Source organism: Pseudomonas sp. BN606 (genome assembly GCF_029873115.1).
Taxonomy (GTDB): domain Bacteria; phylum Pseudomonadota; class Gammaproteobacteria; order Pseudomonadales; family Pseudomonadaceae; genus Metapseudomonas.
This window is the reverse complement of sequence record NZ_SSOF01000077.1, coordinates 249,537-270,897: the sequence shown is the minus strand read 5'-3', so window position 1 is coordinate 270,897 and position 21,361 is coordinate 249,537. Positions and strand designations below refer to the sequence as shown.

Annotated in this window: 23 protein-coding genes and 1 pseudogene; 19 read left to right on the top strand and 5 right to left on the bottom strand. The window is 64.8% G+C overall.

Annotated features, from left to right (window positions below):
• Window positions 1–97: 97 nt before the first annotated feature.
• The gene (locus tag E8E75_RS20210; protein WP_280359659.1) at window positions 98–2,875 is read left to right on the top strand and encodes a hybrid sensor histidine kinase/response regulator; all 2,778 of its coding nucleotides are present in this window, start codon (window positions 98–100) and stop codon (window positions 2,873–2,875) included.
• Between the two features lie 124 nt (window positions 2,876–2,999).
• On the opposite strand, the gene E8E75_RS20205 is transcribed toward E8E75_RS20210, so the two are convergent.
• Both E8E75_RS20205 and E8E75_RS20200 read right to left on the bottom strand, forming a co-directional pair.
• Window positions 3,000–4,079, bottom strand: a complete 1,080-nt coding sequence (locus E8E75_RS20205) for an exo-alpha-sialidase (protein ID WP_120654308.1) — start codon at window positions 4,077–4,079, stop codon at window positions 3,000–3,002.
• Between the two features lie 21 nt (window positions 4,080–4,100).
• Window positions 4,101–4,370: a MoaD/ThiS family protein gene (locus E8E75_RS20200; RefSeq protein ID WP_120654307.1), complete on the bottom strand. Its 270-nt coding sequence runs from the start codon at window positions 4,368–4,370 to the stop codon at window positions 4,101–4,103.
• A 139-nt stretch (window positions 4,371–4,509) separates the two neighbouring features.
• Between E8E75_RS20200 and E8E75_RS20195 the strand changes: the two genes are divergently transcribed.
• The 15 genes and pseudogenes from E8E75_RS20195 (at window position 4,510) to E8E75_RS20125 (ending at window position 18,154) form a co-directional block, all read left to right on the top strand.
• Entirely contained in the window at window positions 4,510–5,106 is a 597-nt protein-coding gene (locus tag E8E75_RS20195; protein ID WP_120654306.1) for a MarC family protein, read from the top strand.
• Window positions 5,107–5,322: 216 nt separating this feature from the next.
• Entirely contained in the window at window positions 5,323–7,125 is a 1,803-nt protein-coding gene (atzF, locus tag E8E75_RS20190; RefSeq protein ID WP_256660908.1) for an allophanate hydrolase, read from the top strand.
• 2 nt (window positions 7,126–7,127) lie between these two features.
• Complete coding sequence (locus E8E75_RS20185) at window positions 7,128–7,844, top strand: GntR family transcriptional regulator (protein ID WP_120654304.1); 717 nt, start codon at window positions 7,128–7,130, stop codon at window positions 7,842–7,844.
• Window positions 7,845–7,930: 86 nt separating this feature from the next.
• Window positions 7,931–9,196 carry an urea ABC transporter substrate-binding protein gene (urtA, locus tag E8E75_RS20180; protein WP_120654303.1) on the top strand — a complete coding sequence of 422 codons (1,266 nt, stop codon included), beginning with the start codon at window positions 7,931–7,933 and terminating at the stop codon, window positions 9,194–9,196.
• A gap of 208 nt (window positions 9,197–9,404) precedes the next feature.
• The gene (gene urtB / locus E8E75_RS20175; protein ID WP_120655341.1) at window positions 9,405–10,973 is read left to right on the top strand and encodes an urea ABC transporter permease subunit UrtB; all 1,569 of its coding nucleotides are present in this window, start codon (window positions 9,405–9,407) and stop codon (window positions 10,971–10,973) included.
• Window positions 10,973–12,061, top strand: coding sequence for an urea ABC transporter permease subunit UrtC (gene urtC / locus E8E75_RS20170; protein ID WP_120654302.1), 1,089 nt, complete (start codon window positions 10,973–10,975; stop codon window positions 12,059–12,061). The genes urtB and urtC overlap by 1 nt, the downstream gene beginning before the upstream one ends.
• Window positions 12,062–12,922 (top strand): urea ABC transporter ATP-binding protein UrtD, encoded by an 861-nt coding sequence (gene urtD / locus E8E75_RS20165; protein ID WP_153918068.1) that lies wholly within the window; start codon window positions 12,062–12,064, stop codon window positions 12,920–12,922.
• A 102-nt stretch (window positions 12,923–13,024) separates the two neighbouring features.
• Window positions 13,025–13,723 (top strand): urea ABC transporter ATP-binding subunit UrtE, encoded by a 699-nt coding sequence (urtE, locus tag E8E75_RS20160; RefSeq protein ID WP_120654300.1) that lies wholly within the window; start codon window positions 13,025–13,027, stop codon window positions 13,721–13,723.
• A 74-nt stretch (window positions 13,724–13,797) separates the two neighbouring features.
• The gene (locus E8E75_RS20155; RefSeq protein ID WP_153918070.1) at window positions 13,798–14,637 is read left to right on the top strand and encodes an urease accessory protein UreD; all 840 of its coding nucleotides are present in this window, start codon (window positions 13,798–13,800) and stop codon (window positions 14,635–14,637) included.
• Window positions 14,637–14,939, top strand: a complete 303-nt coding sequence (gene ureA, locus E8E75_RS20150; RefSeq protein ID WP_120654298.1) for an urease subunit gamma — start codon at window positions 14,637–14,639, stop codon at window positions 14,937–14,939. Before E8E75_RS20155 ends, ureA begins: the two co-directional genes overlap by 1 nt.
• 8 nt (window positions 14,940–14,947) lie before the next feature.
• On the top strand, window positions 14,948–15,448 hold the full coding sequence (locus E8E75_RS20145) for a GNAT family N-acetyltransferase (RefSeq protein WP_120655340.1): 501 nt from the start codon (window positions 14,948–14,950) through the stop codon (window positions 15,446–15,448).
• A 4-nt stretch (window positions 15,449–15,452) separates the two neighbouring features.
• Window positions 15,453–15,758 carry an urease subunit beta gene (locus E8E75_RS20140; protein ID WP_021222397.1) on the top strand — a complete coding sequence of 102 codons (306 nt, stop codon included), beginning with the start codon at window positions 15,453–15,455 and terminating at the stop codon, window positions 15,756–15,758.
• 81 nt (window positions 15,759–15,839) lie between these two features.
• Complete coding sequence (gene ureC, locus E8E75_RS20135; RefSeq protein WP_280359658.1) at window positions 15,840–17,540, top strand: urease subunit alpha; 1,701 nt, start codon at window positions 15,840–15,842, stop codon at window positions 17,538–17,540.
• Window positions 17,541–17,634: 94 nt separating this feature from the next.
• Entirely contained in the window at window positions 17,635–17,880 is a 246-nt protein-coding gene (locus tag E8E75_RS20130; RefSeq protein WP_120654296.1) for a type II toxin-antitoxin system Phd/YefM family antitoxin, read from the top strand.
• Window positions 17,870–18,154, top strand: a pseudogene (locus E8E75_RS20125) (type II toxin-antitoxin system RelE/ParE family toxin). Before E8E75_RS20130 ends, E8E75_RS20125 begins: the two are co-directional and overlap by 11 nt.
• A gap of 8 nt (window positions 18,155–18,162) precedes the next feature.
• On the opposite strand, the gene E8E75_RS20120 reads toward E8E75_RS20125, so the two are convergent.
• Complete coding sequence (locus E8E75_RS20120) at window positions 18,163–18,429, bottom strand: DksA/TraR family C4-type zinc finger protein (protein WP_120654295.1); 267 nt, start codon at window positions 18,427–18,429, stop codon at window positions 18,163–18,165.
• A 97-nt stretch (window positions 18,430–18,526) separates the two neighbouring features.
• Window positions 18,527–19,393 (bottom strand): oxaloacetate decarboxylase, encoded by an 867-nt coding sequence (locus tag E8E75_RS20115; RefSeq protein ID WP_120654294.1) that lies wholly within the window; start codon window positions 19,391–19,393, stop codon window positions 18,527–18,529.
• Between the two features lie 192 nt (window positions 19,394–19,585).
• Here E8E75_RS20115 and E8E75_RS20110 point away from each other — a divergent pair, with 192 nt between their 5' ends.
• The 3 genes from E8E75_RS20110 (at window position 19,586) to E8E75_RS20100 (ending at window position 21,044) form a co-directional block, all read left to right on the top strand.
• Window positions 19,586–20,032 carry a YqaA family protein gene (locus E8E75_RS20110; protein ID WP_120654293.1) on the top strand — a complete coding sequence of 149 codons (447 nt, stop codon included), beginning with the start codon at window positions 19,586–19,588 and terminating at the stop codon, window positions 20,030–20,032.
• Window positions 20,033–20,200: 168 nt separating this feature from the next.
• A complete protein-coding gene (locus E8E75_RS20105; RefSeq protein WP_120654292.1) occupies window positions 20,201–20,554 on the top strand; it encodes a DUF6152 family protein in 354 nt (117 codons plus the stop codon).
• Window positions 20,555–20,561: 7 nt separating this feature from the next.
• A complete protein-coding gene (locus E8E75_RS20100) occupies window positions 20,562–21,044 on the top strand; it encodes a hypothetical protein (protein WP_120654291.1) in 483 nt (160 codons plus the stop codon).
• A gap of 37 nt (window positions 21,045–21,081) precedes the next feature.
• On the opposite strand, the gene E8E75_RS20095 is transcribed toward E8E75_RS20100, so the two are convergent.
• Entirely contained in the window at window positions 21,082–21,351 is a 270-nt protein-coding gene (locus E8E75_RS20095; RefSeq protein WP_120654290.1) for a PsiF family protein, read from the bottom strand.
• Window positions 21,352–21,361: the final 10 nt, after the last annotated feature.

Here is a 21,361-nt window from a genome sequence, read left to right as displayed (position 1 = left end):
GTGCTCACCAAGGCGGCCCGATGGCCGCCTTGGTCATATTCCGCACGAGATGGCCTTGACTATAATCCGGCCACTCACCCACGAAGGGACCTCGAACGTGCCCCGGCTCAGGATTGCCACAGCATTGATCGCCAGCCTGCTTCTGGCCCTGTTTTATCTGCTGCCCGCCCAGGCGGCCGGGGAGCGGCAGTGGAGCATGCTGCTCGATCCGAGCGCCAACCTGCAGCTGCAGGAAATCCGCACCCAGCAGGCCCTTTCCCAGTTCACCCCGGTCGACCTCGACCAGCTTTACACTCCCGGCGGCAGCAGCGCGCTCTGGCTGCATTACCGCCTCCCCCCCGGCCAGCAGGAACAGCTGCTGCGGGTCTTCGCCCCCTACCTGGCCTATCTCGACCTCTACGTCCTCAGGGGCGATGAACTGGTCGCCCACACCCGCACCGGCAGCCGCCTGCCCTTCAGCGAGCGCCCATTGCCCAGCCGCGACTTCCTCCTGCCGCTTCCGGTACAGCAGGAACCGCTGGACATCTACCTGCGCATGGCCTCGGAACATGCCCTGCGTCCGACCGTGGAACTGCGTTCCTCGGCGCTGATGGCAGCGGACGACACCCGCCCGCTGCTTTTTGGCCTGATGCTCGGCGGCCTGGGCATGCTGGTGTACTACAACCTGGTGCGCTACGCGTATTCCCGCGCAGCTGTCAGCCTCTGGCTCGCCGCCGCGCAGGGTTGCCTGATGGTCACCGGCGTCAGCCTGCTGGGCATCAGTTCGCCCTGGCTGGGTGACTGGCAGAGCGCGCAACCACAGATCGCCAATCTCTCCATGCTGATGGCCATGGTCTGTGCCCTGGCCTTCACCGTCAGCTTCTTCCACAAGGTCTGCCCGAGCACGCCGCTGACCGGCCTGCTTCTGGGCGAGATCGTGCTGATCAGCCTCACCGCCGCCCTGTTGCTGATCGTCACCGAGTTGCAATTCAACCAACTGGTCTATGTGATGGCCGCCATCGCCAGCCTGAGCATGTTCGTGTTCGCCATCCTCCACTGGCGCCAAGGCTACCGCCCGGCACGGCTGTTCAGTCTGGCCCTGGGTGTGTTCTGCATTGCCATTCTCGGCGCCCTGCCCGCCCTGTTCGGCTACTGGCAGCTGCAGTCCGACTGGCTGGCCTACACCCTGCTGGCAATCTCCACGATCAGCGGCGTATTCCTCAGCATGGCCCTGAGTGAACGCCAGCGACGCATCCAGAACGAGGTCTTCAGCGCCAGCCGTGCCCTGGCCGCCAGCTCCGCCGAGCTCAAGGCCAAGGGCGAGTTCCTCGCCAAGATCAGCCACGAAATTCGCACGCCGATGAACGGCGTACTGGGCATGACCGAGCTGCTCCTCGGCACACCGCTGTCGGCCAAGCAGCGCGACTACGTGCAAACCATCCACAGCTCGGGTAACGAACTGCTCACCCTGATCAACGAAATCCTCGACATCTCCAAGCTGGAATCCGGGCAGATCGAACTGGACGACGTGCAGTTCGATCTCAACGCCCTGATCGACGACTGTCTCGACATCTTCCGCGCCAAGGCCGAGCAGCAGCGGGTCGAACTCATCAGCTTCATGCAACCCCAGGTACCCCGCGTGGTCAGCGGCGACCCCACGCGGCTGCGTCAGATTCTCCTGAGCCTGCTCGACAACGCCTTCAAGCAGACCGACGAAGGCGAAATCCTGCTGGTGGTGGCCCTGGACAACAGCAGCACCCAGCCCCGCCTGCGCATCGCCGTGCAGGACAGCGGTCGCCCCCTGGAAGCCGGCGAGCGCTCCGCCCTGCTCAACGCCGAAGTACAGAGCAGCGACTTCCTCGCCTCCTCCAAACTCGGCGGCCGCCTGGGCCTGGTCATCGCCCGCCAGTTGGTACGCCTGATGGAGGGCGAGTTCGGCATCCAGAGTGGCGCAGGGCAAGGCAGCACGCTGTGGTTGACGCTGCCGCTCGACGCCCAGCACCTCGAGCGCCCGGCCGCCGACCTCGACAGCCCGCTGGAAGGCGCGCGCCTGCTCGTGGTGGACGACAACGACACCTGCCGCAAGGTACTGGTCCAGCAATGCGGCGCCTGGGGCTTGCAGGTCAGCGCCGTGCCGTCCGGGAAGGAAGCCCTGGCCCTGCTGCGAACCAAGGCGCACTTGCGCGAGTATTTCGACGTGGTCCTGCTGGACCAGGACATGCCCGGCATGACCGGCATGCAGTTGGCCGCCAAGATCAAGGAAGACCCCAGCCTCAACCACGACATCCTGATCATCATGCTTACCGGCATCAGCAACGCACCGAGCAAGATCATCGCGCGCAACGCCGGCATCAAGCGCATCCTCGCCAAGCCAGTGGCGGGGTACACCCTGAAGACCACGCTGGCCGACGAACTCAACCAGCGCAAGAACGGCGGCTCGATCTCCCTGCCGGGCTCCCAGGTCAGCGAACCACTGCATGTGCCCACCGACTTCCGCATCCTGGTGGCAGAAGACAACAGCATTTCCACGAAGGTCATTCGCGGCATGCTGAGCAAGCTGAACCTCGAACCGGACACGGCCAGCAACGGCGAGGAAGCCCTGAGCGCAATGAAGAACCAGCACTACGACCTGGTACTGATGGATTGCGAGATGCCGGTGCTCGATGGCTTTACCGCCACCGAGATGCTGCGCAACTGGGAAAACCTGGAGCAGCGCCCGCGCACGCCGGTGGTCGCACTGACCGCCCATATCCTCAGCGAACACAAGGAACGCGCCCGCCTCTCCGGCATGGACGGCCACATGGCCAAGCCGGTTGAACTGTCGCAACTGCGCGAGCTGATCGAATACTGGGTAGCCGAGAAGGAACTGCGCGAACGGCATGCGATGCATAGCTGATCGGGCGAACGACCTATGGGGGCGAACTCATTCGCCAAGGGCCGCGCAGCGGCCCCAACCCTCTCCCAGAGGGAGAGGGGGTTTTCAGCGCCATTGCTGACTGTTTTCTGGCTGCCCGCAGGCCCTACCCAAACCTCACCGCAAAGATCGGCGGAAGGTGCCCCGCCACAAGGTTCCAGCTGTCTCCCTGGTCCTCGGATACCCACAGATGCCCGGTGGTGGAGCCCATCACCAGGCGCTGCCCGCTGCCATCCACATCCAGCCCGTGCCGGTACACCAGGTCGTAACAGAGCTGTTGTGGCAGGCCCCGCTCGAGCACATCGAAACGCTTGCCGCCATCGCGCGTACGGGTAACCCGCAGGCGTTGGTCGGCGGGAACGCGGCATTCGTCCTTCACCGCCGGCACGAACCAGGCGCAATCCGGATCGGACGGATGCACCGCCACGGCGAAACCGAAGGTGGATGGCCCGGCTTGCTGCACTTCCCGCCAGTTCAATCCGCGATCGGCGCTGACGAAGATACCGTTGTGGTGCTGCACCCAGAGCCGCTCCGGGTCCGCAGGGCAGGCCACCATGCGGTGTGGGTCCTGGATGTCAGGCTCCTCGGCACGCTCCGGCGGCATGTAGGCGGCGCGCATGCCTCGGGTGCGATAGCTCCAGCTGACGCCTTCGTCCTCGCTGTGCCAGACGCCGCCACAAGACACTGCCAGCGTCAGGTGCCGACTGTTGCGCGGGTCGACGCAAATGGAGTGGATGCCCGGCTGGTCATAGCCTCCGCCGAACCAGTTGGCCCGCTCCGGGCGTTCCCAGAGGCTGTCCACCAGGCTCCAGGACGCACCATGGTCACGCGACCTGAACAGTCCCCCGGGAATGGTTCCGGCCCAGAGGGTTCCGGGCTGGTCCGCCCCTCCCGGCTCAAGGCACCAGATCATCTCGACCGAGGGGCCATCCTCGCCCCCGTCTACCTGGGCGAAGGCCGGGGCGGCGATCTCCTCCCAGTTCTGCCCGTCATCAGCCGAGCGCCACAACTTGGGGCCGAAGTGCCCAAGGTGCAGGGCTGCATAGAGGTGGTCATCGCGCGGGTCGGCCAGCAACATGCTCACCGGCTCGCCAAGGAAATCCTGGCGAGCCAGTCGCCAGCCATCACCCTTCGGCTCGAATCGCAGCAGACCCTTGCGGGTCGCCACGTGGATGCATCGGCTCATGCTCCTTCTCCTTGCGCCGGCTCAGCCGCCGGACAGCGCCTGGACAACGAAGATGTCACTGGATGGTCCCACGGGATCGCTGAGGCGTCGGCGGTCACTGACCTGCTGGGCATCGACGAAGATCGCCACATGCCGGCGCAGGCGACCCTGATCATCCAGCAGGTAGCTGCGCAGGCGTGGATTGGCGACGAAAGCGGCTTCCAGCGCCTCGGCCACGGAGGAAGCCGCGACGTCCAGTTCGGGGACATCGAGGTGACGCTGGAGGTTGGGGGTAAAGCTCATGCGCGCCATCAACGGCTCCCTGCGCGACGAAACGACCCAGTGGGGGAAGGTATAGCCGACCCCGGTGACGCGGTTATAGTTGTGCGCCCAATGGCAGGGCAGCCTCTACACTGATGAGCGGCCCTCGCAGTCAAGAATGGATGCCCCCATGCTCGAAAGCCTTTCCAGCCTGTACCTGAAGATGCTGGTGCTCTACAGCCCCTTCTTCGTGCTCTCCTGCTTCATCAGCCTGACCCGCGGATACACGGTGAAGGAGCGCAAGAAGCTCGCATGGAAAGTCGCCCTCGGTACGCTGGTGGCGAGCGCCCTGCTTTACCTGTTCGGCCAGGCCATCTTCAATGTCTTCGGCATCACCATCGACGCCTTCCGTATCGGCGCCGGCACCGTGCTGTTCATCTCTGCCCTTGGCATGGCCCAGGGCAAGCCGGCAGTACAGGCGGACAACGTGCAACAGGACGTCACCATCGTCCCGCTGACCATTCCGCTGACCGTCGGCCCCGGCACCATCGGCGCCATGCTGGTGATGGGTGCCGGCCATGTGCACTGGAATGACAAGTTCACGGCTCTTTTCGCCATCGCCATCGCTTCGGCCACGGTCGGAGCCATCCTCTACCTTTCCGACCACATCGAACGCATCCTCGGCGACCAGGGCCTGCAGATCGTCAGTCGCCTGATGGGCCTGTTCGTCTGCGCCCTGGCCGCGCAGATCATCTTCACCGGGGTGAAGAATTACCTGGTGCTGTAGCTTCGTGCGCAATGCCCAACTCGGCGTTGGGCTTCGCTTCGCTTTGCACCAACCTACGTCCTGATTCGCCGCCCATGCCCTGGCGCGGTGCGCATCGAGGCGCACCGCGAACATCGCGAATAAGCCCTGACCCCAGCAATGGCGCGGCTTTCCAGACTCTGGCACCAGCCTTGCTCAAGGGAATTCCAACTTGGATACAAGATGGAACTCCAGAGCATGTCCGAAGCCCCTCTCGCCTTCACCCTTTCAGACTGGCAACAGGCCTACCGCGACCAACTGCAACCCGCCGATTTGCTGCACGCCCTGCTCCAGCGCCTCGATGCAGAAGACAACGCCTGGATCAGCCTGGCCAGCGCCGAGCAGCTCGATGCCCAGCTCATCGAACTCGCTGACCTGCTGACCGCTGCCGAAGGCCGGCGTGAGCGCCTGCCCCTCTACGGTGTCCCCTTCGCCATCAAGGACAACATCGACGCCGCGGGCTGGACCACCACCGCCGCCTGCCCGGCCTTCGCGTATGAAGCCATCGACGACGCCCACGTGGTTGCCCGCCTGCGCGCCGCCGGCGCCATCCTCATTGGCAAGACCAACCTCGACCAGTTCGCCACCGGCCTGGTGGGAACCCGCTCGCCCTATGGGGCCGTCGCCAACACCTTCGATCCGGACTACGTCAGCGGCGGCTCCAGTTCAGGCTCCGCCTCGGTCGTGGCGCGCGGCCTGGTGCCCTTTTCCCTCGGCACCGATACCGCCGGCTCCGGCCGCGTGCCAGCGGGTTTCAACAACATCGTCGGGCTGAAACCCACCAAGGGCTGGCTGTCCAACGCCGGCCTGGTGCCGGCCTGCCGCACCATCGACTGCATCTCGGTGTTCGCCTTGACGGTGGCCGACGCGGAAACCGTCGCGCGCATTGGTGGCGGTTACGACGCCCGCGACCCGTACTCCCGGCAAAACCCCAACAGCAATCCGGTCGGCGTGTCCGCGAGGCCAAAGCTGGCAGTGCCGGACACCCTGGAGTTCTTCGGTGACGAGCAGACCCGTGCCGTCTTCGAGGCCGCGCTGGACAAACTTCGTACCCTCGGCGCCGAGATCACCCCAATCGACTTCAGCCCCTTCCGCCAGTTGGCCGCGCAGCTCTACCAGGGTCCCTGGGTGGCCGAACGCACCGTGGCGGCCGGCGCCATCTTCAGCGATCAGCCCGATGCCATGGATCCGGTGGTGCACGGCATTCTCGCCAACGGCCTGAACTACAGCGCCTGCGACGCCTACCGCGCCGAATACCTGCGTGCCGAACTGGCGCGCCAGATCAACCTGGCCCTCGAACCCTTCGACGCCCTGGTGGTGCCCACCTCGCCGACCATCCGCCGCATCGCCGAGATGGCCGAAGAGCCGGTACTGTTCAACGCCCAGTTCGGCACCTACACCAACTTCACCAATTTCTCCGACCTCGCCGCCCTGGCCCTGCCCGCCGGGTTCCGGGCCGATGGCCTGCCGGCCGGCATCACCCTGCTCGCCCCAGCCTGGCACGACGCCGCGCTAGCCGACTTCGGCAAACGCTGGCAAGCCAGCCTCGGCCTGCCACTGGGCGCCACTGGACGCGTGCTGCCGCCCCTGGCGCCCGCGAGCCAGGCGCCAGGATGTGTCCGCGTTGCGGTGGTCGGCGCCCACCTCACAGGCATGCCGCTGAACTTCCAGCTCACCGCCCGAAACGCCGTGCTGGTGGAAGAAACCCGCACCGCTACCGACTACCGCCTGTTCGCCCTGCCCGGCACCGTGCCGCCCAAACCAGGTCTGGCGCGCAGACCGGATGGCGCCGCGCTGATCGTCGAGCTCTGGGACATCCCGCTGGCGCGCTTCGGCGAGTTCGTCGCCGAAATCCCGCCGCCGCTGGGCATCGGCAACCTGCAGCTGGAAGACGGTCGCTGGGTGAAGGGCTTCATCTGCGAGCCCTACGCACTGGAAGGCGCCCGCGACATCACCGGCTTCGGTGGCTGGCGCGCCTTTATCGCCAGTCAGCAGCGCTGACCATGCAACTCGCCAGCACCAGCAACGGGCGCCAGGAGCGCCCCGACAGCCTGGCCGGACGCATCTACGCCCGACTCAAGGAGGACATCAGCGAGTTCCGCCTGCTGCCCGGCGACCGCTTCAGCGAAGGCGATATAGCCGAGCGCATGGCCGCCAGTCGTACGCCGGTGCGCCAGGCCCTGCATCGTCTGGAGCGCGAGGGCTACCTGGAAGTGCGCTTTCGCAGCGGCTGGCAGGTGAAGGCGTTCGACTTCGATCACTTCGAAGAGCTGTACGAACTACGCATCGTCCTGGAACTGGAGGCCGTACGTCGCCACTGCTGCCGCCCCACTGGCGAGCAACCCGAGGCACTGCAACGGCTCAGTCGCACCTGGATGGTGCAACCGCGACCGGACGACGGCTTCGAAGTGTCGCGCCTGGACGAGGATTTTCATTGCCAGTTGGTGGAAGCCGCAGGCAATCGCGAGATGGCCCGTATCCACCGTGAAGTCAGCGAAAAGATCCGCATCATCCGGCGCCTGGACTTCACCCAGACACCTCGTGTCGACGCCACCTACGTCGAACACGCCGCAATTCTCCAGGCCATCACGCACCGCCGCTGCGAAGAGGCACAGCAATTGCTGAGGACCCATATCGAAACCAGCAAGGCCGAAGTACGCAAGATCACCCTGCACATGTTGCACAGCGCTCGGCAGAGACCGCAGCCCGCCCAAGGGTGACGAGGAAGCCCCTTTGAATACTGCCCGGACACCAAACCAATAAACGCAGTTATTTCAAAAACTTGGATAAGAACGGAGATCGACCCATGCAACGTCGCAGCCTGATCAAGGCGTTCACCCTTTCCGCATCCATCGCCGCCATGGGCATGTCCTGGACCATTCAGGCGGCCGAGACCATCAAGGTCGGCATCCTGCACTCCCTCTCCGGCACCATGGCGATTTCCGAGACCTCGCTCAAAGACATGGCGCTGATGACCATCGACGAGATCAACGCCAAGGGCGGCGTCAACGGCAAGCAACTCGAGCCGGTGGTGGTGGACCCTGCGTCCAACTGGCCGCTGTTCGCCGAGAAGGCCCGCCAGCTGCTGACCAAGGACAAGGTGGATGTGGTCTTCGGTTGCTGGACCTCGGTATCGCGCAAGTCCGTGCTGCCAGTCTTCGAGGAGCTCAACGGGCTGCTCTTCTACCCGGTGCAGTACGAGGGTGAAGAACTCTCCCCCAACGTCTTCTACACCGGCGCCGCGCCGAACCAGCAAGCCATTCCGGCCGTCGAGTACCTGATGAGCGAAGACGGCGGCAGCGCCAAGCGCTTCTTCCTGCTGGGCACCGACTACGTCTACCCGCGCACCACCAACAAGATCCTGCGCAGCTTCCTGCATAGCAAGGGTATCGCCGACAAGGACATCGAAGAGGTCTACACCCCCTTCGGCCACAGCGACTATCAAACCATCGTCGCCAACATCAAGAAGTTCTCCGCTGGCGGCAAAACCGCAGTGATCTCCACCGTCAACGGCGACTCCAACGTGCCCTTCTACAAGGAACTGGCCAACCAGGGCCTGGAAGCCACCGACGTACCGGTGGTGGCCTTCTCGGTGGGCGAGGAAGAACTGCGCGGCATCGACACCAAACCGCTGGTGGGCCACCTGGCCGCCTGGAACTACTTCGAGTCCGTGGATAACCCGGTCAACGGCAAGTTCGTCGAGCAGTGGAAGGCCTATGCGAAAGCCAAGAACCTGCCCAACTACCAGACTGCGGTGACCAACGACCCGATGGAGGCCACCTACGTAGGCATCCATATGTGGGCGCAGGCCGTGGAGAAAGCCGGCACCACCGATGTGGACAAGGTCCGCGAAGCCCTGGCCGGCCAGTCCTTCGCCGCGCCGTCCGGCTACACCCTGACCATGGACAAGACCAACCACCACCTGCACAAGCCGGTGATGATCGGCGAGATCCAGGAAGACGGTCAGTTCTCGGTGGTCTGGCAGACCGAAGGCCCGCTGCGCGCTGAGCCCTGGAGTCCCTTCATCCCCGGCAACGACAAGAAGCCGGACTATGCGGTGAAGAGCAACTGAGCTGAATGAGGTTGTCCGGGACACCGTGCCGAACCAGGTTCCCTCCCCCCTAGCCCCTCTCCCGGAGGGAGAGGGGAATCGTTCGGAGCCTCGGGGAAACACGGTGCCCGGCACCACGTCACCCCTCTCCCCCTGGGAGAGGGGCCGAGGGTGAGGGAAGTGTCAGTCGGCACAGCCCTCTACTCGCGCAATGAACCAGGACCATCCCATGCCCTCCGCCTTCTACCGAATCCTCCTCGCCCTGGCCCTGCTGCTTCCCCTCGAAGCACTGGCTGGCGACGCCAACGACTTCGCCGCGGCCAATCCGGCGCAGCAGGCGAAACTGCTGGAGCGCTGGGCCGCCGAGCCCGACGCCGCGCGCCAGCCGCTACTGGATGCCCTGCAGCAGGGCCGCTTCGCCATCGACGCCAAACAGGCCTTCCTCGAACAGGACGGTGCCTTCATCGCCGCCGAAGGTGATGCTGCTGCCGTCGGAACGCCGAAGAAGCTGCGTCTGAACAACCGCCTACGCGGCCTGCTGATCACCGCCCAAGCCAGCCACCAGTTGCTCGCCGCCGAACCCGCCGCGCGCCTGGAAGCCGCTCGTCAATTGCAGAAGAGCGCCAAGCCCGCGCAACTGCCATTGCTCAACCAGCGCATGGTGGCCGAAGAAGATACCGGCGTACGCGACGCCATCAGCCTCGCCCTGGCCAACCTGCAGCTGGTCGACCCCGATCCTGCCATCCGCCTCAACGCCGTGCGCCTGCTCGGCGAAACCGGCGACCCGCTGGCCCGCACCCGTCTCGAAACCCTGCTCGACCCGAGCGTGGAAACCGATGCTGGCGTACGCACCGCCGCCGAAACCAGCCTGGCCCAGGTCAAGCGCCGGCTGCTTGTGGGCGAGCTACTCGGCCAGGCCTTCAGCGGCCTGTCGCTGGGTTCCATCCTGCTGCTCGCGGCCCTCGGCCTGGCCATCACCTTCGGTCTGCTCGGGGTGATCAACATGGCCCACGGCGAAATGCTGATGCTCGGTGCCTACACCACCTACATGGTGCAACTGGGCTTCCAGCACCTGGCGCCGGAAATGCTCGCGCTCTATCCGCTGGTGGCGCTGCCGGTGGCCTTCTTCGTCACCGCCCTGGTGGGCATGGCGCTGGAGCGCACGGTGATCCGCCACCTCTATGGCCGTCCGCTGGAAACCCTGCTGGCGACCTGGGGCATCAGCCTCATCCTGATCCAGCTGGTTCGCGTGATCTTCGGTGCGCAGAACGTCGAAGTGGCCAACCCCACCTGGCTGTCCGGGGGGATGCAGGTGCTGCCCAACCTCGTGCTGCCGTACAACCGCATCGTGATCATCGGCTTCGCCCTGTTCGTGGTGGTCCTGACCTGGCTGCTGCTGAACAAGACCCGCCTGGGCCTCAACGTGCGTGCCGTCACCCAGAACCGCAACATGGCCGCCTGCTGCGGCGTGCCCACTGGCCGCGTGGACATGCTCGCCTTCGGCCTCGGCTCCGGTATCGCCGGCCTTGGCGGCGTCGCCCTGTCGCAGATCGGCAACGTCGGCCCTGACCTTGGCCAGGGCTACATCATCGACTCGTTCCTGGTGGTGGTGCTGGGTGGCGTCGGCCAGCTTGCTGGCAGCGTCCTGGCTGCCTTCGGTCTCGGCGTGGCGAACAAGATCCTCGAACCGCAGATCGGTGCCGTGCTGGGCAAGATACTCATCCTGGCGCTGATCATTCTCTTCATACAGAAGCGCCCGCAGGGCCTCTTCGCACTGAAAGGCAGGGTGATCGACTGATGACTCAACCACTCAACCAGACCCTGCTTGCCCGCGCCACGGCCACCCTCGGCCCACGCACCTCGCTGGCCATCGGCGCGGTGGTGCTTGCCCTACTGCTGGCCATGCCATTGCTGCACCTGCTGCCGGCGGACAACCCGCTGCAAGTCTCGGCCTACACCCTGACCCTGGTGGGCAAGATCCTCTGCTACGCCATAGTCGCCCTCGCCCTGGACCTGGTCTGGGGCTACGCGGGGCTCCTGTCCCTCGGCCACGGGCTGTTCTTCGCCCTGGGCGGCTATGCCATGGGCATGTACCTGATGCGCGAAGCCGCCGGCGACGGCCTACCGGCCTTCATGAGCTTCCTCGCCTGGACCGAGCTGCCCTGGTACTGGGCCGGCACCCAGCACTTCCTCTGGGCCATGTGCCTGGTGGTGTTGGCGCCAGGCTTGCTGGCGCTGGTGTTCGGCTTCTTCGCCTTCCGTTCGCGGATCAAGGGCGTGTACTTCTCGATCATGACCCAGGCGCTGACCTTCGCCGGCATGCTGCTGTTTTTCCGTAACGAAACCGGCTTCGGCGGCAACAACGGCTTCACCGACTTCAAGCGCATCCTCGGCTTCGACGTTACCGCGCCGGGCACCCGCGCGGTGTTGTTCCTGGCGACGGTGGCGCTACTGGTGGGCAGCCTGCTGCTCGGCTGGCGTCTGGCCCGGAGCAAGTTCGGCCGCGTGCTCACGGCGTTGCGCGACGCCGAGAACCGCCTGATGTTCTGCGGCTACGACCCGCGTGGTTACAAGCTGTTCATCTGGGTGCTGTCCGCTGTGCTCTGCGGGCTGGCCGGTGCGCTTTATGTACCCCAGGTGGGCATCATCAATCCCAGCGAGATGTCGCCCACCAACTCTATCGAAGCGGCCGTGTGGGTCGCCCTCGGCGGTCGCGGCTCGCTGATCGGTCCACTGCTCGGCGCCGGCCTGGTCAACGGCATGAAGAGCTGGTTCACCGTAGCCTTCCCCGAGTACTGGCTGTTCTTCCTCGGCGCCCTGTTCATCCTGGTCACCCTCTATCTGCCCAAGGGCGTGATTGGCCTGGTCAAACGGGGAGAAAAGTAAATGCGTGCAGCTCCGGTACCCGAACTCATGCTCGAACCCGCCTTCGATCCCAACCGCGACGCCGGCAGCGGCCGTGACTCGCTGGGCCTCGGCCGCACCGCTGGCCAGGGCCTGGACGTGCGCCACGGCACCATCCTCACCCTGGAAGACATCAGCGTCAGCTTCGATGGCTTCAAGGCGCTGCGCGATCTCAACCTCTACATCGGGGTCGGTGAGCTGCGCTGCATCATCGGCCCCAACGGCGCGGGCAAAACCACGCTGATGGACGTGATCACCGGCAAGACACGACCCGACACCGGCAAGGCCTGGTTCGGCGAAACACTCGACCTCACCCGCATGAGCGAAGTTGAAATCGCCCAGGCCGGCATCGGCCGCAAGTTCCAGAAGCCCACCGTGTTCGAGGCGCTCTCGGTGTTCGAGAACCTGGAGCTGGCGCAGAAGACCGACAAATCCGTCTGGGCCAGCCTGCGGGCGAAGCTCACCGGCGAGCAGAAGGACCGCATCGACGAAGTGCTCGCGGTGATCCGCCTGGAAGCCTCGCGCAATCGCCCGGCCGGCCTGCTCTCCCACGGCCAGAAGCAGTTCCTCGAGATCGGCATGCTGCTGATGCAGGACCCGCAACTGCTACTGCTCGACGAGCCGGTGGCAGGCATGACCGATGCCGAAACCGAGTTCACCGCCGAGCTGTTCAAGAGCCTCGCCGGCCAGCATTCGCTGATGGTGGTGGAGCATGACATGGGCTTCGTCGGCTCAATCGCTGACCACGTCACCGTGCTGCACCAGGGCCACGTCCTGGCCGAAGGCTCGCTGGCCGACGTGCAAGCCAACGAACAGGTGATCGAGGTCTACCTCGGTCGCTGAAGAAACAACACTCGTAGGGTGGATGACGCTTTTCTCATCCACCGCCTTGCAGGGTGGATCGATGAAGCGCGATCCACCCTACGCAAAGACAAGGACATCGACATGCTGACAGTCGACAAGCTCCACCAGTACTACGGCGGCAGCCACATCCTTCGCGGCCTGTCGTTCGACGTGAAGATCGGTGAAGTCACCTGCCTGCTCGGGCGCAACGGGGTGGGCAAGACCACCCTGCTGAAATGCCTGATGGGCCTGATTCCGGCCAAGGAAGGTGCGGTGAACTGGGAAGGCCGCGCCATCACCGGTTTCAAGCCGCACCAACGGGTACATGCGGGCATCGCCTACGTGCCCCAGGGCCGCGAAATCTTCCCGCGCCTGACGGTGGAAGAGAACCTGCTGATGGGCCTTTCCCGCTTTCCCGCCGGCCAGGCCAAGGCGGTGCCGGAATCCATCTACGAGCTCTTTCCCGTGCTGCGGGAGATGAAGCACCGCCGCGGCGGCGACCTCTCCGGCGGCCAACAGCAGCAACTCGCCATCGGCCGCGCCCTGGCCAGCCAGCCGCGCCTGTTGATACTCGACGAGCCCACCGAAGGCATCCAGCCCTCGGTGATCAAGGAGATCGGCGCGGTGATCAGGAAGCTCGCCGAGCGCGGCGACATGGCCATCCTGCTGGTGGAGCAGTTCTACGACTTCGCCGCCGAACTGGCCGATCAGTACCTGGTGATGAGCCGGGGCGAAATCGTCCAGCAGGGGCGTGGAGAAAACATGGAAGCCGAGGGCGTGCGGGGCCTGGTGACCATATGATGTGCCCCTGCCAACAACTTCGCACCGCGTGGGTTACGTCGCTTCGCGACTAACCCACCCTACAAGAACGACTTATGAACGCACCTGCCGACACAGCCCTCTTCACCCCCAGTTGGCACGCCGAACTGGAGCTGGCCTATGCGCTCGATGGAGCTACCACGCGCCCAGTGCAGCGCCGTCACAAGGGCCCTCTGCGGGTACAGAAGCACCTGCATGCCGAAGGCCCGCAAGTGTGCCAGCACATCATCGTCCACCCACCCGGCGGCATTGCCGGCGGCGACCGCCTGGACATCTCTGCACGCGCTGGCAAAGGCGCCTGGGCGCAGCTCACCAGCCCCGGCGCGGCCAAGTGGTATCGCGCCGCCAGTCCGGCCTTCCAGCAAGTCGAACTCAACGTCGAGTCCGGCGCCACGCTGGAATGGCTGCCCCAGGAAACCATCGTCTTCTCGGGTGCCAAGGCCGAGCTTTCCACCCGCATCGAACTGGCCGACGACGCCCGCCTGTTCTATTGGGACATGGTCGCCCTCGGCCGCCCCGCTGCCCGCGAACGCTTCGTCGAAGGCCACTTCCAGGCGCATCTGGATATCCGCCGCAATGGCACGCTGATCTGGCACGAACGCCAGCGCGTCGAAGGTGCCGACGGCCTGCTCGACTCCCCCATCGGCCTTGCCGGCCATCCGGTGTTTGCCACCCTGATCGTTACCGGCGAGATCGACTCCAACCTGCTCGAACGTTGCCGCGAACTCCCCTGTGCAGGGCGCGGCGACCTGACCCAATTGCCCGGCCTGCTGGTGGCCCGCTGCCTCGCCTCCGAGGCACTGCACGCCCGCGCCTGGCTGATCGACCTCTGGCGCCTGTTGCGCCCTGCCTTGCTCGGCCGCGAGGCCGCGCCTCCTCGCATCTGGAGTACCTGATGGACCTCACCCCAAGAGAGAAAGACAAGCTGCTGATCTTCACCGCTGGCCTGGTGGCCGAACGACGCCTGGCCCGTGGCCTGAAGCTCAACTACCCGGAAGCCATGGCGTTCATCTCCGCCGCCCTGCTGGAAGGTGCCCGCGACGGCCAGACCGTGGCCGAGCTGATGCACTTCGGCACCACCCTGCTCGCCCGTGACCAGGTGATGGAAGGCGTGCCGGAGATGATCCCGGAGATCCAGATCGAGGCCACCTTCCCCGACGGCACCAAGCTGGTGACCGTGCACCAGCCAATTGCGTGACCACTGCCATGACTTACGACATTCGCGATGCCATCGAGGCTGACCTCCCCGGCATCCTCGCCATCTACAACGACGCCGTGGAGAACACCACGGCGATCTGGAACGAAACCCTGGTCGATCTGGCCAACCGCTGCGCCTGGCTGGCCGACCGAGCGGCGGCAGGCTTCCCGGTGCTGGTGGCAGTGAACGCGGCGGGCGATGTACTCGGCTACGCCAGCTACGGCACCTGGCGCACCATCGAGGGCTTCCGCCACACCGTGGAGCACTCGGTCTACGTGCACGGTGACCAGCGCGGCCAGGGCCTCGGGCCAGCGCTGATGCAGGCGCTGATCGAACGCGCCCGCAAGGCTGGCCTGCACGTGATGGTCGCCGCCATCGAGAGCGAGAACGCCGCCTCCATCCGCCTGCACGAACGCCTCGGCTTCGTCACCACCGGGCAGATGCCCCAGGTGGGCCGCAAGTTCGAGCGCTGGCTCGACCTCACCTTCATGCAACTCATCCTGGAGTGACCTGATGATCCCCGGCGAATACCAGATCCAGGACGGCGAGATCGAACTCAACGCCGGCCGCCGCACCCTGACCCTCTCCGTGGCCAATACCGGTGACCGGCCGATCCAGGTCGGCTCCCACTACCACTTCTTCGAAACCAACGATGCGCTCGCCTTCGACCGTGCGGCCGCACGCGGCATGCGCCTGAACATCCCGGCCGGCACCGCCGTGCGCTTCGAGCCCGGCCAGAGCCGCGAGGTGGAACTGGTCGACCTGGCCGGTTTACGCCGCGTGTTCGGCTTCGCCGGCCGGGTGATGGGCGACCTCTAACACAACCCTCCTCTCCCTCCGGGAGAGGGGCTGGGGGTGAGGGTAGACCCGCCCCGCATGGAATCAACGGAAGCACTGACGATGAAAATCAGCAGACAAGCCTATGCCGACATGTTCGGCCCCACCGTCGGCGACAAGGTGCGCCTGGCCGATACCGACCTGTGGATCGAAGTCGAGAAGGACTTCACCACCTACGGCGAAGAAGTGAAGTTCGGCGGCGGCAAGGTGATCCGCGACGGTATGGGCCAGGGCCAGTTGCTGGCCGCCGATGTGGTCGACACCCTGATCACCAACGCGCTGATCATCGACCACTGGGGCATCGTCAAGGCCGACGTCGGCCTCAAGGACGGCCGCATCGCCGCCATCGGCAAAGCCGGCAACCCGGACATCCAGCCCGACGTCACCATCGCCGTTGGCGCCAGCACCGAGGTGATCGCTGGCGAGGGCATGATCCTCACCGCCGGCGGCATCGACACCCACGTCCACTTCATCTGCCCGCAGCAGATCGAAGAGGCGCTCATGAGCGGCGTCACCACCATGATCGGCGGCGGTACGGGCCCGGCCACCGGCACCAACGCCACCACCTGCACCTCGGGGCCGTGGCACATGGCGCGCATGCTCCAGGCCGCCGACGCCTTCCCGATGAACATCGGCTTCACCGGCAAGGGCAACGCCAGCCTGCCGGAGCCGCTCATCGAGCAGGTGAAGGCCGGCGCCATCGGCCTCAAGCTCCATGAAGACTGGGGCACCACGCCGGCAGCCATCGACAACTGCCTGTCGGTCGCCGACCAGTACGACGTACAGGTGGCCATCCATACCGACACCCTGAACGAGTCCGGCTTCGTCGAAACTACCCTTGGCGCGTTCAAGGGCCGCACCATCCACACCTATCACACCGAAGGCGCCGGCGGTGGCCACGCCCCGGACATCATCAAGGCCTGCGGCTTCTCCAACGTGCTGCCCAGTTCGACCAACCCGACCCGGCCCTTCACCCGCAACACCATCGACGAGCACCTGGACATGCTCATGGTCTGCCATCACCTGGACCCGAGCATCGCCGAGGACGTGGCCTTCGCCGAAAGCCGCATCCGCCGCGAGACCATCGCCGCCGAAGATATCCTCCACGACCTTGGCGCCTTCAGCATGATCAGCTCCGACAGCCAGGCGATGGGGCGCGTAGGCGAAGTCATCACCCGCACCTGGCAGTCCGCCGACAAGATGAAGAAACAGCGCGGCGCCCTGCCCGAAGACGCGCCCGGCAACGACAACTTCCGCGCCAAACGCTACATCGCCAAGTACACCATCAACCCGGCCATCACCCACGGCATCAGCCATGAAGTGGGCTCGATCGAAGTAGGCAAGTGGGCGGACCTGGTGCTCTGGCGCCCGGCCTTCTTCGGCGTGAAACCGACGCTGATCCTCAAGGGCGGCGCCATCGCCGCGAGCCTGATGGGCGACGCCAACGCCTCGATCCCCACGCCGCAACCCGTGCACTACCGCCCTATGTTCGCCAGCTACGCCGGCAGCCGTCACGCCACCAGCATCACCTTCATCAGCCAGGCGGCATTCGAAGCGGGCATCCCCGAACAATTGGGATTGAAGAAGCAGATCGGCGTGGTGAAGGGCTGCCGCGACGTGCAAAAAAAGGACCTGATCCACAACGGCTATGCGCCGACCATCGAAGTCGACCCGCAGAACTACCAGGTGAAAGCAGACGGCCAACTCCTCTGGTGCGAACCGGCGGACGTGCTGCCGATGGCGCAGCGGTACTTCCTGTTTTGACTCACGAAGTCAACGCAACTCCCAGACCAACCTGTGGCTTGAGTAAGCGCCATAAAAAGACCAGGATTTGGCTCCCTATATAGGAGCCAAATTCATGCAGAGCGTTCTTGCCAATGTTGCCGTCAGCGTATCCGAGCTGAAGAAAAACCCTTCAGCCGTAGTGTCCGGTGCGAAAGGTGCCCCGGTGGCTGTTCTCAATCACAACAAGGTCATGGCCTACATGGTTCCGGCTGAAACCTTCGAAGCGCTGATGGACTATCTGGACGATCAGGATCTCGCCGAGATAGTCCGCAGCCGTGCCCACGAGAAGGGAGTTAAAGTCAGCCTCGATGATCTATGAACTGGAGTTCCTGCCTTCGGCGCTGAAGAAATGGCGCAAGCTCGGCGATACCGTCCGGGAGCAATTCAAGTAGAAGCTGAAACAGCGGTTGCAACGACCGCGAGTACCGGGCGATGCCCTTCACGGCATGCCTGACTGCTTCAAGATCAAGCTCCGCACTGCCGGGTATCGGTTGGTGTACCGGGTCGAAGATCAGCGAATCACAGTGGTCGTGATCAGCGTCGGCAAGCGTGAGCGCGGGCTGGTCTACAGCAAAGCGCAGGATCGACTCTAGATATCGCCCTACCGCAACTGACTGTCCTTGCTCCCCCGCCGGTTGTACCCGGTAAAGGCCGCATTTTCCTTGTCGTGTTCGGTCTGGCAGGCGACGCACAGGTGCACGCCGGGGATCGCCTTGCGGCGGGCTTCGGGGATAGGGGCGTCGCACTCCTCGCAGTGCGTCAGGCTTTCGCCCTTCGGCAACTGGCTGCGCGCGCGCTGAATGGCATCTTCGATAGTGCTGTCGATCTGTTCCTGGACGGCGCCATCGCCGGCCCAACCGCTGGCCATGCTGACCTCCCGCTTGCTCAAGGCTCTGTGGAAGATTTGGGCTTTCTTCCGGCCTTTTGCAAGGGGGGCGGTCGTCAGGCGACAAGTGGAGGTCGCGCTACTCCTTCACGTCCATGAACTCCTCGGCCCAGATGATGTAGTCCTCGGGCAAGGTGTACTTGTGGGTGAGTTCGGTGGCGGTAAGTTCGGTGCCGGTGGCTACCTGGCGCTGCTCGCGCAGGCAGTCGTAGGTCGCCTTGATGGCGGCGAAGTAGGCAGCGTGTCCATTGACCACGATGCGCACGCCAAGGCGGGCGAGGCGCTCGTTGTCACGCAGTTTGGGGTTGCCGTACGTGACCAGCATCAGCGGAATGCTCAAGTGCTCGGCGATCTTTTCCAGATGCTCGAAGTCAGCCACGCCGACCATGCAGATGCCATCTGCGCCGGCAGCCTCATAGGCCTTGGTGCGCTTGATCACTTCGTCGGTACTGAGCACACCGGCGTGGGTGCGGGCGATGATCGCCAGGTCCGGATCGACGCGCGCCTCCAGGGCAGCGCGGATCTTGCCGACGCCCTCTTCCACCGGGATCAGGTCGGTGGACTTGCGGCCGAACTGGGCCGGCAGCAGGGTGTCTTCGATGGTCAGTGCGGCGATGCCGGCACGCTCCAGTTCGACCACGGTACGCATCACGTTGAGGGCGTTGCCGTAGCCGTGGTCGGCGTCGGCGATGACCGGCAGGCGCGAAACGCGGCCGATGCGGGTGGCCTGTTCGACGAACTCGCTGAGCGTGATCAGGGCGAAGTCAGGCGCGGCGAGCACCTGCAGGGACGCAACCGAGCCACCGAGAATGCCGACTTCGAAACCGAGGTCAGCAGCGATGCGGGCGGACATGGGGTCGAACACCGAAGCGGTGTGATAACAGGAATCCGAGTCCAGCAGCGCACGAAAGGCCGTGCGCAACTCGTGATGAGAAGCTCTACGCATAAAGGGCACCAAAGATCAGAAGGGGGTCAGAATGAAGCCGGCTCCGTAACTCTGGAGTCGACGCCCCCGTTTTTCCATTGTCAGACTGCGCCCATTCTAACGGATCAGTCTTTCAATTCGCTTAAGCGCCACCCGACTTGTCCGGCACTTCGTCGGCCGCCACACTGACGCCCCCTTTTTCGAGACGCTGCCGTGCTGGCACTCACCGCCTACCTGGGCCTGTTCCTGTCCGCCTTCGGCGCCGCCACCCTGCTCCCCCTGCAATCAGAAGCCGTGCTGGTCGGACTTCTGCTGGGCAAGGCCCATCCGGCCTGGGCGCTGGTGGCGGTAGCAACCTTCGGCAATGTATTGGGCTCGCTGGTGAACTGGTGGCTGGGACGCTACCTGGAGCACTTCCGCGAACGCCGCTGGTTCCCGGTAAAGCCGGCGCAGATGGAACGGGCTCAGGCCTTCTACCACCGCTACGGGCGCTGGTCGCTGCTGCTGGCCTGGGTACCGGTGATCGGCGATCCACTGACCCTTGTGGCCGGGGTGATGCGGGAATCCTTCTGGGTGTTCCTAGCGCTGGTGACGCTGGCCAAAGCGGGGCGTTACCTGGTGCTGACGTCTCTGACTCTGGGCTGGATGGGGATGCCGTAGGGGGATCACGCTTCACCGATCCGGCAATCCGCTGTGGGAGCGATTTCAATCGCGAAGGAATTCGCTCCCGCAGTTGCTCAGCGACCATTGTGTTTCGGGAAACTGCCCCGGCGGCGATTAATCCATAGAGCGCCTACGCTTTCCGGGTCGCTGCCTGGAGGCCACCCAATGAGAAAGCTCACCCTGCTGATCGCCTTCTTCGCCCTGGTACTCGGCGCCACCGCTGCCTTAGCCCATCACGGCTGGAGCTCCTATGACGCCGGCAAGACGCTGACCATCGAGGCGCCGGTCAAGGAACTCTCCTACCGCAATCCCCATGCGCATATCACCATCGACTACGAAGGCCGTGAATGGCACGTGGTGCTGGCGCCCATCAGCCGCATGGCGGCGCGAGGATTACCGGAAGCGGACCTGCTCCCCGGCAAGCGGGTGAGCATTATCGGGTACCCACGCAAGGACGGCACGGCGGAGATCCGCGCGGAGCGAGTGATCGTCGACGGACGCACGGTGGAGCTGCGCTGAGGCGGTGATGGAGTTCGTCCTGCCCTGGGCGGAACAGCTGGAGGCCTCGCCCTTTGGCACGCTGATGCGCGAGTCCACGCTGTTCTACCCGGCGGCCAACCTGCTGCACCTGCTCGGGCTGGTGATGTTGCTCGGCTCGATGCTGCTGCTCGATCTGCGCCTGCTCGGACTTGCCCGCGAAGTGCCGCTGCAGGAGACGTCGCGCCGCCTGACACCGATCGGAATTGCCGGGTTGCTGCTCCTGCTGTTTACCGGTTTCTGCCTGTTCGCCGCCGACGCGGGGCCACTGTTGGGGAACTGGCTGCTGCAACTCAAGCTGCTGCTGGTCGCCGTGGGAGTCGTCAACGCCTTGCTGTTCCGCGCTCTGTGGAGCGCACGGCTGGTGGACTGGGACCAGCAGCCACCCGCTGGCGGGCGGCTGCAGGTGGCGCTGTCGATACTGATCTGGTGCGGGGTAATGTCGGCAGGCCGGTTACTGGCGTACATCTAGCCAGTTCAATGTCGGGAAGCTGGCGTCGAGGCTTGCGCTAGTCCTTCTTCAGGCACTGGCTCATGAAAGCCTTGCGCTCGTCACCTTTCAGGGTCTTTTCCGAAGCGTCCTTGTTGCAGGCCGTCATGCGCTCCTGCTGGGTCATCTTCAGGCACTTGCTCATGAAGGCCTTGCGCTCGTCGCCCTTGAGGGACTTGGCCGAGGCGTCGGCGTTGCAGGTTTTCATCTTTTCCTGCTGGGTAGCGGCGAAGCCCTGGCCGGCGGCCAGCAGGGCGATGAACATCACGGGCAGGCATAGTTTCTTCATGGAAGGGTCT

What these genes read in the sequence shown, in the direction of transcription:
- E8E75_RS20205 (WP_120654308.1), bottom strand. Translation starts at nt 4,079, where the DNA reads ATGAGCCGATGCATCCACGTGGCGACCCGCAAGGGTCTGCTGCGATTC.
- E8E75_RS20200 (WP_120654307.1), bottom strand. Translation starts at nt 4,370, where the DNA reads ATGGCGCGCATGAGCTTTACCCCCAACCTCCAGCGTCACCTCGATGTC.
- E8E75_RS20195 (WP_120654306.1), top strand. Translation starts at nt 4,510, where the DNA reads ATGCTCGAAAGCCTTTCCAGCCTGTACCTGAAGATGCTGGTGCTCTAC.
- atzF (WP_256660908.1), top strand. Translation starts at nt 5,323, where the DNA reads ATGTCCGAAGCCCCTCTCGCCTTCACCCTTTCAGACTGGCAACAGGCC.
- E8E75_RS20185 (WP_120654304.1), top strand. Translation starts at nt 7,128, where the DNA reads ATGCAACTCGCCAGCACCAGCAACGGGCGCCAGGAGCGCCCCGACAGC.
- urtA (WP_120654303.1), top strand. Translation starts at nt 7,931, where the DNA reads ATGCAACGTCGCAGCCTGATCAAGGCGTTCACCCTTTCCGCATCCATC.
- urtB (WP_120655341.1), top strand. Translation starts at nt 9,405, where the DNA reads ATGCCCTCCGCCTTCTACCGAATCCTCCTCGCCCTGGCCCTGCTGCTT.
- urtC (WP_120654302.1), top strand. Translation starts at nt 10,973, where the DNA reads ATGACTCAACCACTCAACCAGACCCTGCTTGCCCGCGCCACGGCCACC.
- urtD (WP_153918068.1), top strand. Translation starts at nt 12,062, where the DNA reads ATGCGTGCAGCTCCGGTACCCGAACTCATGCTCGAACCCGCCTTCGAT.
- urtE (WP_120654300.1), top strand. Translation starts at nt 13,025, where the DNA reads ATGCTGACAGTCGACAAGCTCCACCAGTACTACGGCGGCAGCCACATC.
- E8E75_RS20155 (WP_153918070.1), top strand. Translation starts at nt 13,798, where the DNA reads ATGAACGCACCTGCCGACACAGCCCTCTTCACCCCCAGTTGGCACGCC.
- ureA (WP_120654298.1), top strand. Translation starts at nt 14,637, where the DNA reads ATGGACCTCACCCCAAGAGAGAAAGACAAGCTGCTGATCTTCACCGCT.
- E8E75_RS20145 (WP_120655340.1), top strand. Translation starts at nt 14,948, where the DNA reads ATGACTTACGACATTCGCGATGCCATCGAGGCTGACCTCCCCGGCATC.
- E8E75_RS20140 (WP_021222397.1), top strand. Translation starts at nt 15,453, where the DNA reads ATGATCCCCGGCGAATACCAGATCCAGGACGGCGAGATCGAACTCAAC.
- ureC (WP_280359658.1), top strand. Translation starts at nt 15,840, where the DNA reads ATGAAAATCAGCAGACAAGCCTATGCCGACATGTTCGGCCCCACCGTC.
- E8E75_RS20130 (WP_120654296.1), top strand. Translation starts at nt 17,635, where the DNA reads ATGCAGAGCGTTCTTGCCAATGTTGCCGTCAGCGTATCCGAGCTGAAG.
- E8E75_RS20120 (WP_120654295.1), bottom strand. Translation starts at nt 18,429, where the DNA reads ATGGCCAGCGGTTGGGCCGGCGATGGCGCCGTCCAGGAACAGATCGAC.
- E8E75_RS20115 (WP_120654294.1), bottom strand. Translation starts at nt 19,393, where the DNA reads ATGCGTAGAGCTTCTCATCACGAGTTGCGCACGGCCTTTCGTGCGCTG.
- E8E75_RS20105 (WP_120654292.1), top strand. Translation starts at nt 20,201, where the DNA reads ATGAGAAAGCTCACCCTGCTGATCGCCTTCTTCGCCCTGGTACTCGGC.
- E8E75_RS20100 (WP_120654291.1), top strand. Translation starts at nt 20,562, where the DNA reads ATGGAGTTCGTCCTGCCCTGGGCGGAACAGCTGGAGGCCTCGCCCTTT.
- E8E75_RS20095 (WP_120654290.1), bottom strand. Translation starts at nt 21,351, where the DNA reads ATGAAGAAACTATGCCTGCCCGTGATGTTCATCGCCCTGCTGGCCGCC.